Annotated in this window: 14 protein-coding genes; 5 read left to right on the top strand and 9 right to left on the bottom strand. The window is 67.3% G+C overall.

Going from position 1 to position 14,266, the window contains the following annotated elements:
- Nucleotides 1-43: 43 nt before the first annotated feature.
- From MJO54_RS16505 to MJO54_RS16495, 3 genes are all read right to left on the bottom strand, one after another.
- Entirely contained in the window at nucleotides 44-445 is a 402-nt protein-coding gene (locus MJO54_RS16505) for a type II toxin-antitoxin system VapC family toxin (protein ID WP_046284282.1), read from the bottom strand.
- Nucleotides 436-657, bottom strand: a complete 222-nt coding sequence (locus MJO54_RS16500) for a type II toxin-antitoxin system Phd/YefM family antitoxin (protein WP_046284283.1) — start codon at nucleotides 655-657, stop codon at nucleotides 436-438. The genes MJO54_RS16505 and MJO54_RS16500 overlap by 10 nt, the downstream gene beginning before the upstream one ends.
- A gap of 266 nt (nucleotides 658-923) precedes the next feature.
- Nucleotides 924-1,898 (bottom strand): NADPH:quinone oxidoreductase family protein, encoded by a 975-nt coding sequence (locus tag MJO54_RS16495; protein WP_046284284.1) that lies wholly within the window; start codon nucleotides 1,896-1,898, stop codon nucleotides 924-926.
- Between the two features lie 98 nt (nucleotides 1,899-1,996).
- On the opposite strand from MJO54_RS16495, the gene MJO54_RS16490 reads away from it, so the two are divergent.
- Both MJO54_RS16490 and MJO54_RS16485 read left to right on the top strand, forming a co-directional pair.
- A complete protein-coding gene (locus tag MJO54_RS16490) occupies nucleotides 1,997-2,983 on the top strand; it encodes an alpha/beta fold hydrolase (RefSeq protein WP_046284304.1) in 987 nt (328 codons plus the stop codon).
- A 15-nt stretch (nucleotides 2,984-2,998) separates the two neighbouring features.
- Nucleotides 2,999-3,997, top strand: coding sequence for a TIGR03617 family F420-dependent LLM class oxidoreductase (locus MJO54_RS16485; RefSeq protein WP_240175189.1), 999 nt, complete (start codon nucleotides 2,999-3,001; stop codon nucleotides 3,995-3,997).
- Nucleotides 3,998-3,999: 2 nt separating this feature from the next.
- Here MJO54_RS16485 and MJO54_RS16480 read toward each other — a convergent pair whose 3' ends face one another.
- Complete coding sequence (locus MJO54_RS16480) at nucleotides 4,000-5,115, bottom strand: Rv3169 family protein (protein WP_064888102.1); 1,116 nt, start codon at nucleotides 5,113-5,115, stop codon at nucleotides 4,000-4,002.
- Complete coding sequence (locus MJO54_RS16475) at nucleotides 5,115-6,254, bottom strand: phosphotransferase family protein (RefSeq protein ID WP_240175188.1); 1,140 nt, start codon at nucleotides 6,252-6,254, stop codon at nucleotides 5,115-5,117. The genes MJO54_RS16480 and MJO54_RS16475 overlap by 1 nt, the downstream gene beginning before the upstream one ends.
- A gap of 45 nt (nucleotides 6,255-6,299) precedes the next feature.
- Here MJO54_RS16475 and MJO54_RS16470 point away from each other — a divergent pair, with 45 nt between their 5' ends.
- The 3 genes from MJO54_RS16470 to MJO54_RS16460 are packed head-to-tail and all read left to right on the top strand — an operon-like array spanning nucleotide 6,300 to nucleotide 8,597.
- Nucleotides 6,300-6,902 carry a TetR/AcrR family transcriptional regulator gene (locus MJO54_RS16470; protein WP_046284288.1) on the top strand — a complete coding sequence of 201 codons (603 nt, stop codon included), beginning with the start codon at nucleotides 6,300-6,302 and terminating at the stop codon, nucleotides 6,900-6,902.
- A 4-nt stretch (nucleotides 6,903-6,906) separates the two neighbouring features.
- A complete protein-coding gene (locus MJO54_RS16465; protein WP_240175187.1) occupies nucleotides 6,907-7,602 on the top strand; it encodes a PIG-L deacetylase family protein in 696 nt (231 codons plus the stop codon).
- A complete protein-coding gene (locus MJO54_RS16460; RefSeq protein ID WP_064888097.1) occupies nucleotides 7,599-8,597 on the top strand; it encodes a Gfo/Idh/MocA family protein in 999 nt (332 codons plus the stop codon). Before MJO54_RS16465 ends, MJO54_RS16460 begins: the two co-directional genes overlap by 4 nt.
- Before the next feature lie 20 nt (nucleotides 8,598-8,617).
- Here the strand turns inward: MJO54_RS16460 and MJO54_RS16455 are convergent, their stop codons facing one another.
- Genes MJO54_RS16455 through nuoL form a run of 4 tightly spaced genes read right to left on the bottom strand, consistent with a single transcriptional unit; the run spans nucleotide 8,618 to nucleotide 14,261 of the window.
- On the bottom strand, nucleotides 8,618-9,106 hold the full coding sequence (locus tag MJO54_RS16455) for a flavin reductase family protein (protein ID WP_064888095.1): 489 nt from the start codon (nucleotides 9,104-9,106) through the stop codon (nucleotides 8,618-8,620).
- A 39-nt stretch (nucleotides 9,107-9,145) separates the two neighbouring features.
- Entirely contained in the window at nucleotides 9,146-10,747 is a 1,602-nt protein-coding gene (gene nuoN, locus MJO54_RS16450) for an NADH-quinone oxidoreductase subunit NuoN (protein ID WP_064888093.1), read from the bottom strand.
- A gap of 2 nt (nucleotides 10,748-10,749) precedes the next feature.
- On the bottom strand, nucleotides 10,750-12,330 hold the full coding sequence (locus MJO54_RS16445; protein WP_240175186.1) for an NADH-quinone oxidoreductase subunit M: 1,581 nt from the start codon (nucleotides 12,328-12,330) through the stop codon (nucleotides 10,750-10,752).
- On the bottom strand, nucleotides 12,327-14,261 hold the full coding sequence (gene nuoL, locus MJO54_RS16440; protein ID WP_240175185.1) for an NADH-quinone oxidoreductase subunit L: 1,935 nt from the start codon (nucleotides 14,259-14,261) through the stop codon (nucleotides 12,327-12,329). Before nuoL ends, MJO54_RS16445 begins: the two co-directional genes overlap by 4 nt.
- Nucleotides 14,262-14,266: the final 5 nt, after the last annotated feature.

Raw genomic sequence — 14,266 nt, 5'->3', positions numbered from 1 at the left:
TCGGTTTGAAGAACTCGGCGTTGGTCTGGCGATCCGTGGACAGTCACCACACCATAGGGACGCCGGCAAGGCCGGCGAATGCGGCATCACCGGTGATGAGAGTCATCGACTGGATGATCGCCTGGGCGGCCAGCATCCGATCAAACGGGTCCCGATGATCCCAGTCGAGTCGTCCGGCCAGTAGTGCGTGTTCGTCGGTGATCGGCAATCTGGTGGCACCCAAGCGATCGAGATGCCTGGAATAGGCGCCAAGGATTGCATCTGCTTGGGGAAGCTTGCCTAGTCGCTGCTTGGTGGACAGTTCCCATGCTGACACCGACGACACGACGATGGCGACGGACCGATCGGTGAGGACCTCGCGGGCATTCCGTCCCAGGCGGGAAGGGGCCGTGAGTGCCCACAGCAGAGCATGGGTGTCCAGCAGGTACGTCACTGTCACTGCCATGCGGTGAGTTCTTCTTCGGGAAGTGGGTCGAAGAATTCGTCGGGCACCGCATAGGCGACGAAGCCGAGTTCGCGATCATCTTGGCTGGCGAGCGGGACCAAACGGGCGGCTGGGCTGTCACCGCGGGCAATGACAAACTCTTCGCCGCCCTCGACGGCGGCGATCAGCGCAGACAGGTGCGTCTTGGCGTACTGGACCTTGACCTGCTTCATCGTATCGATGCTAAGTAGTTGACCAGGGTTGGTCAACGTGGTTGGTCAACTATGTGCGTGATAGCCGCTGGGCGGGTCATGCCCGGTACTTGTCGAATTCGCGTCAAGGACTGTTCCAGCCGGGTACGCGAACGGCCGAGCAACGCCGAAGGCGTCTACGGACGACGCAGCGGCACAAGAGGAATCAGGGGAATGCCTTCGAGCGCACGACAACGGTGGAGGCCGGCTCTGTGCGGTTGAGGAGCTGGATCGGCTCCCTGCGGGGCTTAATCGCGCATCCGCAGCACGACCTTGCCGGCCGCGGTGCGATTCTCCAACGCGGCCAACGCATCGGCGGCCCGATCGAGGCCGAACACATCCGGTTGCGGCGCGGCCACCTTCCCGGAGGCCAGCAGCGGCTCCAACGCGTCCCATTGGCGCTCCAGCTCGCCCGGGTGCGACATCACCCACGCACCCCAGCCAACGCCTACCACGTCGATGTTGTTGAGCAGCAGCCGGTTCACCTTGACCGTCGGGATGTCGCCACCGGTGAAGCCCACCACCAACAGCTTTCCGCCGGGGGCCAGGGAGCGCAGCGAGTCGGTGACGCGGTCACCGCCCACCGGGTCGAGCACCAGGTCCACGCCGCGCCCGCCGGTCAACTCGGCCACCGCCTCGCGGAACCCATCGGCGAGCACCGTGTCGGTGGCGCCGGCAGCCCTGGCCACCTCGGCTTTAGCCTCGGTCGAGACCACCGCGATCACCCGGGATGCCCCCAGCGGCCCGGCCAGCCGCAGCGTTGAGGTACCGATCCCACCGGCGGCGCCGTGCACCAGCACCGTGGCGCCTTCGGCCAGCTGGCCGCGCGTGGTCAGCGCGAACAACACCGTCAGGTCGTTGAACAGCAGCCCGGCACCGGCCTCGAACGACACCGTGTCCGGCAGCTTGAACACCTGGGCGGCGGGCACCGCGATCACCTGCGCCATCCCGCCGTTGAGCATGGTCAAAACCGCCACGCGGTCACCGGGGCGCACATGCGCGCCGTCCGGGGCGCTGCGCACCACACCGGCTGCCTCGCCGCCCGGCACGAACGGCAGCTCCGGTTTGTGCTGATAGAGCCCACGAGACTGCAACACATCGGGAAACGCCACCCCGGCGGCGTGTACGTCGATGACCACCAGACCCGCACCGGCCGGCTCGTCGAGATCGACTACCTGGGCAGCTGCCGGTCCGTCGAGTTGGGAAATCTGTACCGCGCGCATGGGCGAACCCTTCGTCAATAGTGCCTTCCCGAAAACCTAGTCCACGCAGGCGTATGCTCGCGATGCGGCAGCGTTGCCGCATTTCCGATGAGGTGGCGATGAGTGCTCAACGGTCCAGTCGGCGGCGAAGTGTCGGCAAATTCCCGGCGGAGCTGCCGCCGGCCCGCACCATAGCGGTCCGGGCGGCCGACGGAACAAAGCTGCACACCCAGGTCTTCGGGCCGGCCGACGGCTATCCGATCGTGCTGGCGCACGGCATCACCTGCGCCATCGGGGTGTGGGGACAGCAGATTGCCGACCTGAGCGCCGATCACCGGGTGATCGCCTACGACCACCGCGGCCACGGCCGTAGTGGCGTCCCCAAGCGTGGTGGATACAGCCTGACGCACCTGGCATCCGACCTGGACTCGGTCCTTGAGGCCACCCTGGCGCCGGGGGAGCGTGCGGTCATCGCCGGACACTCGATGGGCGGCATTGCGATCAGTTCCTGGTCGGACCGCTACCGGCACCAGGTGCATGAGCGTGCCGATGCGGTAGCGCTGATCAACACCACCATCGGCAACCTGCTGGCCGAGGTCGAACTGTTCCAGGTGCCACCGCCCCTACAGCGGGCCCGGGTGCAGGCAGCGCGTCGCGGGTTGCTGGCGTTTGGCAACGTGCCGATCGTCGGCCCGGCGAACCTGGCGGTGCGGCGATTCGTGCACATGCTCGCTGTCGGCGGTGCGGCCGATCCGTGGGTCACCTCGTTGATCTGCGACCTGTTCGCCAAGACGCCGGCCGCCAGCCGCGGCCACTGGGTGCGGGCGCTTATCGACGCGCTCGGCCCGGCATCCTTCATCAACCTCGATGGTCTGACCGTGCCCACCTTGGTCATCGGCAGCACCCGGGACCGGCTGTTGCCGCTGCGGGCATCACAGCGGATCGCCGACACCGCACCCAATCTCGCCCGGTTCGTCGAGGTCAGCGGGGGACACTGCTCGATCCTCGAACACCCTGCAGTGGTGAACCGGGAGCTTCGCGACCTGGTGGATCTGGCCACCGGATCCGCGGGCGGCTTGGCAGTCGGTTCCGAGATCAGTTCGTAAGGCTGCGGAATCGCGTTGAAAGTACTCACTGCCCTCAGCGGACTGACCGGTGTCGTCGATCAGGCGCGCGAGCTGCGTGACGCCGGGGTCAGCGGGGTCTTCACCTTCGAAGGCCCGCACGATGTGTTCGCGCCGCTGACGCTGGCCGCCGGGGTGGGCGGCCTGGACCTGATGACCAACGTCGCGATCGCGTTCCCCCGCAACCCGATCCATTTGGCGCACCAGGCCAACGATCACCAGTTGCTCAGTGGCGGGCGATTCGCCCTGGGGCTGGGCACCCAAGTGCGTGCCCAGATCGAGAAGCGATTCGGCGCCGCCTTCGATCGCCCGGTGGACCGCATGGTCGAACTTGTTGCGGCGCTGCGGGCGATCTTCGAATCCTGGAACACCGGCGCCCGCTTGGATTTTCGGGGCGACTATTACCGGCACACCCTCATGACGCCGACGTTCAGCCCGGGCCCGAACCCGTACGGCCCACCGCCCATCTATGTCGGGGCGCTGGGGCCGCGCCTGACCCGCGCGGCCGCCGCGCACGCCGACGGCCTGTTGGTGATGCCGTTCTCCACCAAGCGATTCCTGCATGAGAGCACCATGTCCGCGGTGCGTGCGGGGCTTGCCCAAGCCGGACGCCGCGCCGAGGATTTCAGAGTCGTGCCGGAGATCATCGTGGCCACCGGCGCCACCGACGCCGAGCGGGAGGCCGCCGAAGCCGCTGCCCGGATGTTGCTCGGCTTCTATGCGTCGACTCCGGCGTATGCGCCGGTGCTGGCCGCGCACGGCTGGCAGGATCTGCAGCCCGAACTCAACGCGCTGTCCAAGCAGGGCCAATGGGCGCAGATGGGTGCCCGGATCACCGACGAGATCCTGCACACCATCGCCGCATGCGGTACGCCGGCACAGGTGGCCGCGCGCATCCGTGACCGGGTCGACGGAATCGCCGACACCGTCTGCGTCTACCAGGCTGCGCCGATCGCCCCGGCGGTCGTCGGGGCGATCGTCAGCGAATTGGCTTAGAGCTAGGGCGCCATGGTGACCCAGTCGGGGAATCCCGTCGGGTCATGGCGGCCCAGCACACCGTGCTCGTAGAGTCCCCAACCCTCGACCGGGGCGGCGTCGCCCTCGCGGCACACCGCGCGCCCCACGTGGTCGATCATCCCGAAGCTGGTGCGCCCGAGGATGCCCGGATCGGTCATGTCATAGGTCAGGCGTTCGGTGAACTTCTCGCCCTTCCACTCGCCGTGCAGCCAGTCGATGTCGCCGCCGTAGCCGCCGCCGACGTGAATGGGCACCGGCAGTTTGGATTCCACCTCGAACACCACCGGGGTGCCATCCGGGCGGGTGGCCTCGATGGTGGCTCCGGTGGCGATGCGGGTGCCAGAGCGGTAGCGGGTGGAGATCCGTGGCCAGCCCAGCTGTTCGACACGGCCGTCGCGCCAGACCCGGCTGCAGTCGTTGAGCGAACGGAAACCGTTGGGCTCCTCCTGGATGATCATCACCACAGCGAAGTCCTCGAACGCCATCGGCAGATACAGCCACCACATGCCGTCGAACGGTGGGTCGGCGGGTCGGCCCGCCGGCTCGCGTTCACCGACCGGGCGGATGCCCCAGGAGCGGTCGCGGGAGCCGATCCAGACCTCGGGATCGACGGCGATCTCCTCACCATCGATCACGATCTGCCCACTCCAGGAGCCCATTTGGGCGAAGCGTTGCGCGTCCAGGGTCACCCGGTTGCCGGTCCGCAGGATGTGCCGCTGCTCCTGCACCGGGTCGAACAGGCCCTCCCAGCGCAGATCCAGCGCGATGCCCTCGGTCTCATCCATGACCACCCGCAGGGAGCGCAGCGGATCGGTGACCTCGATGCGGTAAGCGCCGATGCGCTGATTGAGCCGGTCTTGGTCGATGGCGTCCGACAGGTGCACCGCGGTCTGAGTGTCGCCGCGGCGTACCAGCACGTAGGCGTCCTTGACGCCCAGGTTGGGGTAGTAGCCGCAGCCGGTGATCAGGAAGATATCGCCGGTGCGGTCATGGGCGTTCAGATAGCAGCGGTCGTAGAAGTTGCGATCCGAGGAGCCTGGCCAGGCGATCGGCTGCGGCAGTTGGTGAACCGGGAATTCGTCGAGTGGGCCCAGCATCAGCTCTGTTCTCCGATCAACTTCTTGAGCAATCCGGCGTGATAGAACAACGATTCGGGATTCTCGGGCTTCTCCATCTCCCCGAAGTGCACCCGACGGGCCCCGGTGCGCATGAACACGATCGCCCACATCACGCCGGCGTAGACGTAGAACCAGTGCAGGTCACCGAGTTCGACGCCACTGAGCTTGTGGTAGCTGGCCCGCACGTCGTCCTCGCGCAGCACCTGCGGGAGCCCGGGGAGTCCGGCCAGTCCAGCCAGTTCCTCGAACACCAAGTGCGCGAAGATAACCCACGAGACGTCCAGCTCGCGCGGCCCCAGTGTCACCATCTCCCAGTCCAGCACGGCGACCGGCTGGAAGTCGCGGTAGAGCACGTTGCCGACCCGCGAGTCGCCCCAGCACAACACCGTCTCGCCGGCAGCCACGTCGTCCGGCCAGTTCTGCTCCAGCCAGGCGAAGGCGCGGTCCAACAGCGGCGAGCGCCCCATGTCGGGCACCGCGAACTCGTACCACTGCCGCACTCCCTCGAAGTGACGGCGCAGCGCGGTCGCCCCGTGCGTCCCCTCGTCGAGGAAGGCGAAGGTCTGCTCGGCATTCGGGATGGCGTGCAGCTTGGCGAGCACTTCGACGGTGGAGTCCTGCAGGGTCCGCTGCTGCTCGGCTGTCGCATCGGCGAACCAGTTGCCGCCAAAGGTATAGGGCATGACGTCGGGTGGCACCTCGCCATCGACCCGGTCCATCAAGAAGAACGGCCGGTCCAGCACGTCTCCGGTCGGTTCGAGCCAGCGGACCTTCGGCACGGGGACGTCGGTGAGTTCACCCACCAGTCGCATCACCTCGAACTGGTGGTCAAGTCGGTAGGTCGGAAACACCGGTACGTCCTCGGCAGCCGGCCCCACCCGCATCACCCAGCGCTGTTCGACCGGGGCACCGTCGGCCGTCCAGCGGCCAGTGAGCATGATTGTTTCCGACGACATCCCGTTGGTGTCGACGCCGCTTTCCACGGTGATCTCCGGCGTGGCCGCCCCCGGCAACTGGGTGGCAAGCCAGCGAGACATTACCGTGGGCAGGGTGGTGACATCGCGGCTTGAACGTTGGATCCGGCCGACGTCCGTCTCCACAGTCGGTTGCTCGACCACGGTTGTATCCTCCGTTAGGGTAATTACGATACGACAGGTAGCGTTATGAAAGCAGAACCTTCAGCGGTTGACAAGGGGTCCGGTGCTGGACGACCTCGTGACCCCCGCATCGACGCTGCCATATTGCAGGCCGCCGTGGAACTGGTTGTCGAAGTTGGATATACGAATCTGAGCCTGGCGGCCGTCGCGGAGCGTGCCGGGACGACCAAGACCGCGCTGTACCGCCGGTGGCCCAGCAAGGCCGAGCTGGTGCACGAGGCCGTGTTCTCGGTGCCGCCGAGTGCGGTATCCGCGGCGCCTGGTGACGCGGCCGGCGACCTCCGGGCGATGATGGCCGGTGCCCGCGACGCGTTCACCAACCCGGTGGTGCGGGCGGCGCTGCCCGGCCTGATCGCCGACATGGCGACCAACGCGGAGTTGACCGCGCGCATCCTGGAACGTTTCCAGGGCCTATTCGAGGTGATGCGCCACTGGGTGGCCGACTCGGTGAGCCGCGGCGACGCACGACCAGGCGTGGACCCCGACCGGCTGGTCGAAATCATCGGCGGCGCGGCGCTGCTGGCCATGATGTTGCGCCCCGACGACGATCTCGGCGATGACTGGGTGCAACGGATCGCTGACATCATCGCCCACGGTGTGATGGCATAGACCCATGGCTCAGCCGTTCGGGCCCACCGGGCCGCAGCCTTTCCCGCAAGACTGGGCGTCGCTGCTGGTGTTGGTGCCACACCCCGACGATCCCGAGTACGGCACCGCCGCTGCGGTGGCCAAATGGACCGCCGCCGGCAAGACCGTCCGTTACGCGCTGGCCAGTAGCGGGGAAGCGGGCATCGCCGGCATGGAACCGGCGCAGGCCGGGCCGCTGCGCGAGGAGGAGCAACGGCGAGCGGCGGCCCTCGTGGGGGTCGTGGACGTTGACTTCTGGGGCTTCCCGGACAGCAGCATCCGCAACACGCCGGAGTTGCGCGCCAAGATCGCCTCGGTGATCGGCGAGGCCCGCCCCGATGTGGTGATCGCGATATACGGCGGTCCCGAGTTCGCGCCCGGAAGGCCCAACCAGCGCGACCACATTGAATTCGCCGCCGCCGTCACCGAGGCCTGGGACACCATGGCGGACCCGCCGCGCTGGCTGTTCCAAGGCGGCCCGGAGCCCACCCACGTCGAGGACGTGGACGACTACCTCGACGTGGCGGTGGAATCCCTGGCCGCCCACGAGGTCTACCTGTCGGTGCTCGACCCCGCCACGCCGGTGCACGAGCAGGCGCGCCGGGTGCTCGACATGACCAATCCGGCCCACGCCGGCCGCCGGGTGGCGGGGTTCCGGCTGCAGCGGAGCACCGACGCGTGACCGGCACCGCGGCTGCGCTCCGGATCGGCGTGCTCGGAGCGGCGCGGATCACCCCGGAGGCGCTGCTCAAACCCGCTGCCGCCAACCCTGAAGTCGTAGTGAGCGCGGTGGCCGCGCGCGACATCGGCCGGGCGCGGGCGTTCGCCGCGAAACACGGCATCGGCCGGGTGCATGACAGCTACAACGCGCTGCTCGCCGATCCCGAGGTCGACGCCATCTACAACCCGCTGCCGAACCACCTGCACGGCCGGTGGACGCGCGCCGCACTCGACGCCGGCAAGCATGTGCTGTGCGAGAAGCCGTTCACCGCCAACGCCGAGGAAGCCCGCGAGATGGCCGCGGCGGCCGCAGCCTCCGACCGGGTGGTGATGGAGGCCTTCCACTACCGCTACCACCCGATGACGGCACGCATCGAAGAGATCATCGCTTCGGGCGAACTGGGGGAGCTGCGGCAGGTGGATACCGCACTGAGCTTTCCGCTGCCCCGGTTCTCCGACATCCGCTATCACTATGCGCTGGCCGGCGGGGCGCTGATGGACGCCGGCTGTTACGCCGTGCACATGGCCCGCACCTTCGGCGGAGCTACCCCGGAAGTTGTTTCCGCGCAGGCGAAGTTGCGCGATCCGCTCGTCGACCGAGCCATGACGGCGCAGCTGCGGTTTCCCGCCGGGCACACCGGGACCATCCGCTGCTCGCTGTGGTCATCGAACCTGCTGCAGATCAGCGCCCGGGTGATCGGCGAGCACGGCGAGCTGCGAGCGCTCAACCCGCTGATGCCCCAGTACTTCCACCGCTTGCGGGTCAGCTCGCCCAAGGGCAAGCGCGTCGAGCGGTTCACCCACCGGGCGTCCTATGCCTACCAGCTCGACGCGTTCGCCGACGCGGTGCTTCGTGGTGTGCCGGTGCGCACCACCCCCGAGGACGCGATCGAGAACATGACCGTCATCGACGCGATCTACCAGGCTGCCGGACTTCCGCTGCGAGAGCCGGGTTAGGCGCTGCCCGGGTCGTCTCGTCAGGCCTTGTGGCCCGGTTCGAGATCCTCGACGTCCGAAAGCGACAGCAGGTCCTCGTCGCGCTGGGCGGCATATCCGGCCACGGGTTCCAACAGGTAGCCCATATGGTCGCCGAGGTCGATCCGGCGCAGCGTCTTGCCGACGAACCAGGCTGGCGCATCGTCGAGGATCGGCATGCCCGCGGGACCCCTGTGCCAGGCGCAGCGCTCGAACTTGTCGATGACGTCGCCGGTCTGACCGCCGAACAGCCGGGCCAGCTCGATATCGTGGCGAGCCAGGACGTGAACGGCCAAGTGCTCGGATTCGGCAGCCACCTCGAAGGTGTGGTTGCGCTTGGACATTCCCACCAGAAACCTCGGCGGTTCGATGCTGGTCTGGGTGGCGAAGCCGACCAGACACCCCGAGGCGCGCTGATCGGTCGCCGTGGTCACCACGAACATCGTGTAGTCCAGCATGGTGACCAGCTGCTGAAATGACTCGTCGTGCATCTCTCCATGTGTACCCGCCACGCGACGGGCACGCTGCGATTACTGCGCGAATTGGGTTGCGGCGTCCACCAGGTCGAGCAGCGGCTGCGGCAGCACCCCTAACAGCACGGTGATCGCGGCACACAGTGCGATGGCCGCCTTGCTCCACACGCTGGGCAGCACCAAGTGCGGTGGGTCGGTGGGGGAGTCGGTGAAGAACATCAACACGATCACCCGGACGTAGAAGTAGGCGGCGACACCGCTGGCGATCACGCCGACCACCACCAGTGGTGCCGCGCCGCCCTCGGCAGCGGCCTTGAACACCGCAAACTTGCTGATGAAACCACTGGTCAGCGGGATGCCGGCGAACGCCAGCAGGAACATCGAAAACAGTAGGCCCACAACGGGGTAACGCCGGCCCAACCCGGCCCACCGGGACATATCGAGTTCCTCTTCGCCGCTGGAGCTGCGGATCAGGTTCACTACCGCGAAGGCGCCCACCGTGGAGAAGCTGTAGGCGACCAGATAGAACAGCGTCGCGGAGATACCGGCTGGGATCGCCGACAGCACGCCGGTCAGCACAAAGCCCGCATGCGCGATCGAGGAGTAGGCCAGCATCCGCTTGACCTCGGTCTGGGTGATCGCCGCGATGGTGGCGACCACCATGGTCAGCACCGCGATCAACCACAGCAGTGGGCGCCAGTGGTCATGCAGCGCAGGCAGTGCGACGTAGAGGATCCGCAGCATCGCGCCGAATGCGGCGACCTTGGTGGCGGCCGCCATGAAACCGGTGATCGGTGTTGGCGCCCCGACGTAGACGTCGGGAACCCACGAATGGAACGGCACCGCGCCGACTTTGAAGAACAAGCCCACCAGCAGCAGCCCGGCGCCGATCAGCGCCAGCGGATCGCTGCTGTGCGAGAACAACTGCTCGCCGATGTCCGGCAGCGTCAGCGTCCCCGTGGCGCCGTAGAGCAATGCGGCGCCGAACAGGAACAGCGCCGAGGAGAAGGCGCCCAGCAGAAAGTACTTCAGCGCCGCTTCCTGCGAGAGCAGACGGCGGTAGCGGGCCAGCCCGCACAGCAGATACAGGGGAAGTGAGAGCACTTCGAGCGCCACGAACATGGTGACCAGGTCGTTGGCGGCGGGGAAGACCATCATGCCGCCGACCGCCAGCACGGTCAGCGGGAACACCTCGGTTTGGGTCACCCCGGCGCGCGCCGCGTCGAGTTCGGCGACGCTGTCCGGCACGGCCGAAGCCTGTGGAGTGAACGCGTCCAGGCCCGCACGTGGTGGGGCTGCGGGCGCGGTCGCCGCGCCTGGACCCTCGGGAACGCCCGCACCGATGTTGCGCTCGGCGATGAACAGCACGGCCATGATCCCGACCAGCACGATGGTGCCCTGCAACACCAATGCCGGCCCGTCGACGGCCAGTGCGCCCAGCAGCGCGATGCGGCCACCGGTCGGCAGGCCACGGCCCACCGCGACGATGGAGGCGAACGCCGCGGCCAAACCGCCGACAGCGAGCAGGACCTGCATCAGGTAGCGCGCCCGGCGCGCAATGAACGCCTCGAAGAGCACACCGGTCACCGCAGTGCCGAAAACGATCAGCAGGGGCAGGATAAGGCTGTATTCGACGGATGGAACTGGCATGCCCGCCATGGTCAGTGCGCCCCCTCAGCGGTCAGCGGTGCCGGATCGGTCTGACCGATCGTGGTCAAGGTGTGCTCGACCCCCGGATTGATGATGTCCAGCGCGGGTTTGGGGTAGAAGCCGAGGAACAGCAGCAGCGCGATCAACGGTGTGACGACCAGCAACTCCCGCGGCACCAGATCGCGGATGCGTTCATTGCCCTGCGTTACCGGGCCGGTCATCACCCGCTGATACAGCCACAACATGTAGATCGACGACAGCACCAGCGCCGTGGAACCGACCGCCGCCGCCACCCAATACCGGTTGAACGTGCCTACCAAGACCAGGAACTCACTGATGAACGGTGCCAGACCGGGCAGCGACAGGGTGGCCATCGCGGCGACCATGAACGTGCCGGCCATCACCGGCGCCACCTTCTGCACGCCGCCGTAGTCCGAAATCGCCCGGGCGCCGTCGCGCCGGGCCACCAGGAACCCGGCGATCAGGAACAGCGCCGCCGTGGACAGCCCGTGGTTGAGCATGTACAGCGTCGAGCCGCTCTGCCCCTGGGTGGTCATCACGAAGATGCCCAGAATGATGAACCCGAAGTGCGAGATCGAGGTGTAGGCGATCAACCGCATCATATCGCGTTGGCCGATCGCCACCATGGCGCCGTAGACCACGCCGATGACCGCCAGCACGATGATGGCCGGACGGAAATACGTTGACGCGTCAGGGAACAGCTGCAGGCAGTACCGCAGCATCCCGAACGTCCCCACCTTGTCCATCACCGCCATCATCAGCACCGCGGTCGCCGGGGTGGACTCGACCGCCGCGTCGGGCAGCCACCGGTGCAGCGGCCACAGCGGGGCCTTGACCGCGAAGGCGAACATGAAGCCGGCGAACAACAGTTTGAGCACGCCCGGATCCACCGTGGTGGTCGCCGGGGAGAAGATCGAGACCAATTCGCGGAAATCGAAAGTGCCGCCGGAGGCGCTTTCGCCGGAGCTCACCACGTACACGCCGATCACCGCGGCCAGCATGATCAGACCGCCGAACAGGTTGTACAGCAGGAACTTCAGGGCCGCTTGGGAACGCTTGGCGCCGTGTCCGAATCCGCCGATCATGAAGTACATCGGGATGAGCATCGCTTCGAAGAACACGTAGAACAGCAGCACATCCAGCGAGACCAGCGAGATCAGTACCATCGCCTCGACGGTCAGTGTCAGCGCCGCGAACGCGTGTGGGCCGCGGCTACGCAGTCCGCCGATGGCAGAGTCCCCGTCGTTCCAACCGGCCAGCATCAGCAACGGCACCAGCCCGGCGGTCAACAACGCCAGGATCACCGCGATGCCGTCCACCCCGAGCGTGTAGCTCGCCCCGAATGCCGGTATCCAGGAGTGCGATTCGACGAACTGGTAAGGGGCGGCCACCGGAGTGGTGTCGAAGCCGACGGTGACCACGATCGCGATTGCCAGCGTCGCGAGGCTCACCAGCAGGCCGGTCCACTTCGCCAGTCCTGCCGCGCGGGCGGGCAGCACGATGACCAACCCGGCACCGACCAGCGGTAGGAGCCACAGCAGGCTCAGCCAGGGCACGTTGTTGGTGTTCACAGCTGCACCGCCATCACGAGTGCGATGACCAGGACCGTGCCGGCCAGCATCGTCAGCGCGTAGGAACGCACGAACCCGGTCTGCAGGCGCCGCACCAGGTATGACGCGATCGCCACCAGCCCGGCCGTCATGTTGACCGAGCCGTCCACCACCCGGTCGTCGACGGCGACCAGGCCTTGTGCCAGTCGGTTACCCGGACGCATGAGCACCTCCTCGTTGAAGGCATCGCCGTAGAGATACTTGCGGGCCGCCACCGTCAGCGCCGACACGTCGGTGGGCGCGGTGATCGGTATCGGCTTGCGGCCGTACATGTTGTAGGCCACCGCAATACCGAGCATGACAACTCCCAGGGTGATCGCCCCGGTGATCCAGGCCGGGATGGCGTGCGCATGCTCGGCAACCGGCGCTACTCGGGTGACGACCGGCTCCAGCCAGTGCTCCAGGCGCCCGCCGATAGCCAGCGCGGCGCCGGCGAACACGGCGCCCAGAGCCAGCACGATCATCGGCCAGGTCATCACCCGTGGGGATTCGTGCGGGTGTTGCAGCGCGCGCTCTGCGCTCACCTCGCTCTCGTCGGCGGCCCAGCGGCGCTCGCCGCCGAACGTCATCAGCATCACCCGGGTCATGTAGAAGGCGGTGATGCCGGCGCCGAGGATGGTGACGGCCCCCAGCACCCAGCCGCGCGTGCCGCCGGAGGCCAGCGCGGCCTCGATGATGGCGTCCTTGGACCAGTAGCCGGCGAACGGCGGCACCCCGATGATCGCGAGATAACACAGCCCGAACGTCGCGAACGTCACCGGCATGAAGCTGCGCAGGGCGCCGTAGCGGCGCATGTCCTGTTCGTCGTTCATCCCGTGCATCACCGACCCGGAGCCCAGGAACAGCCCGGCCTTGAAGAAGCCGTGGGTGAGCAGGTGCATGATCGCCACCGCGTAGCCGGCCGGGCCCAGGCCCGCGGCCAGCACCATGTAGCCGATCTGGCTCACCGTGGAGGCGGCCAGTGCCCGCTTGATGTCGTCGTTGGCGCAGCCGATGATCGCGCCGAACAGCAGCGTGAGGGCACCGACCACGACCACCGCCAGCCGGGCGTCGGGGGACAGGTCGAACACCGGGCCGGACCGCACGATCAGATAGACGCCGGCGGTCACCATGGTCGCGGCGTGGATCAGTGCCGACACCGGGGTGGGGCCTTCCATGGCGTCGAACAACCAGGCCTGCAACGGAACCTGCGCGGACTTGGCGCAGGCGCCCACCAACAGCAGCAGACCGATCGCGGTGGTCAGACCGCTGGGGCCGGCGTCGCCAACCGCGCCGAACAAGCCGTCATAGGACAGCGTGCCGAATCCGGCGAACATCACGAACATGGCCAGCGACAGCCCGATGTCACCGACCCGGTTGGACACGAACGCCTTCTTGCCGGCCGCGGCCGCCACCGGCTTGGCATACCAGAAGCCGATCAGCAGATAGGACGCCAGGCCGACGCCTTCCCAGCCGACGTAAAGGCCCAGGTAGTTGTCGGCGACGACCAACAACAGCATCGCCGCGACGAACAGGTTCAGGTAGGCGAAAAAGCGTCGCCGGTCGGGGTCGTGCTTCATGTAGCCGGTCGAGTAGATGTGGATCAGCGCGCCGACACCACTGATCAGCAGGACGAAGCAGATCGACAGCTGGTCGATCAGAATCCCGAAATCGACGTGCAGGGCACCGACTGGCACCCAGCTGAACAGGTGCGTGTGGATCGCCCGGTCCTCGCCGGCGCGGCCGAGCATGTCGGCCAGCAGGGCCAGCCCGATCCCGAACGAGCCGAGCACCGTGGCGCAGGCCAGCAGGTGTCCCCACCGATCGGTGCGGCGCCCGCCGAGTAACAGGATCAGTGCACCGGCCGTCGGTAGGGCCACCAGCAGCCAGCTCAGCTGGCTCAGATTCGTCATAGAGC

Origin of the sequence: Mycolicibacter virginiensis, from assembly GCF_022374935.2 — a bacterium.
GTDB lineage: Bacteria > Actinomycetota > Actinomycetes > Mycobacteriales > Mycobacteriaceae > Mycobacterium > Mycobacterium virginiense.
Note: the sequence above shows the minus strand (reverse complement) of the source record. Positions and strands in the feature narration are given on the sequence as shown.

Bases quoted from the DNA above. Each gene is read 5' to 3' on its own strand.
- MJO54_RS16500 (WP_046284283.1), bottom strand. From the start codon at position 657: ATGAAGCAGGTCAAGGTCCAGTACGCCAAGACGCACCTGTCTGCGCTG.
- MJO54_RS16470 (WP_046284288.1), top strand. From the start codon at position 6,300: ATGAAAGCAGAACCTTCAGCGGTTGACAAGGGGTCCGGTGCTGGACGA.
- MJO54_RS16490 (WP_046284304.1), top strand. From the start codon at position 1,997: ATGAGTGCTCAACGGTCCAGTCGGCGGCGAAGTGTCGGCAAATTCCCG.
- MJO54_RS16465 (WP_240175187.1), top strand. From the start codon at position 6,907: ATGGCTCAGCCGTTCGGGCCCACCGGGCCGCAGCCTTTCCCGCAAGAC.
- MJO54_RS16480 (WP_064888102.1), bottom strand. From the start codon at position 5,115: ATGCTGGGCCCACTCGACGAATTCCCGGTTCACCAACTGCCGCAGCCG.
- MJO54_RS16495 (WP_046284284.1), bottom strand. From the start codon at position 1,898: ATGCGCGCGGTACAGATTTCCCAACTCGACGGACCGGCAGCTGCCCAG.
- nuoN (WP_064888093.1), bottom strand. From the start codon at position 10,747: ATGGCGGGCATGCCAGTTCCATCCGTCGAATACAGCCTTATCCTGCCC.
- MJO54_RS16505 (WP_046284282.1), bottom strand. From the start codon at position 445: ATGGCAGTGACAGTGACGTACCTGCTGGACACCCATGCTCTGCTGTGG.
- MJO54_RS16455 (WP_064888095.1), bottom strand. From the start codon at position 9,106: ATGCACGACGAGTCATTTCAGCAGCTGGTCACCATGCTGGACTACACG.
- nuoL (WP_240175185.1), bottom strand. From the start codon at position 14,261: ATGACGAATCTGAGCCAGCTGAGCTGGCTGCTGGTGGCCCTACCGACG.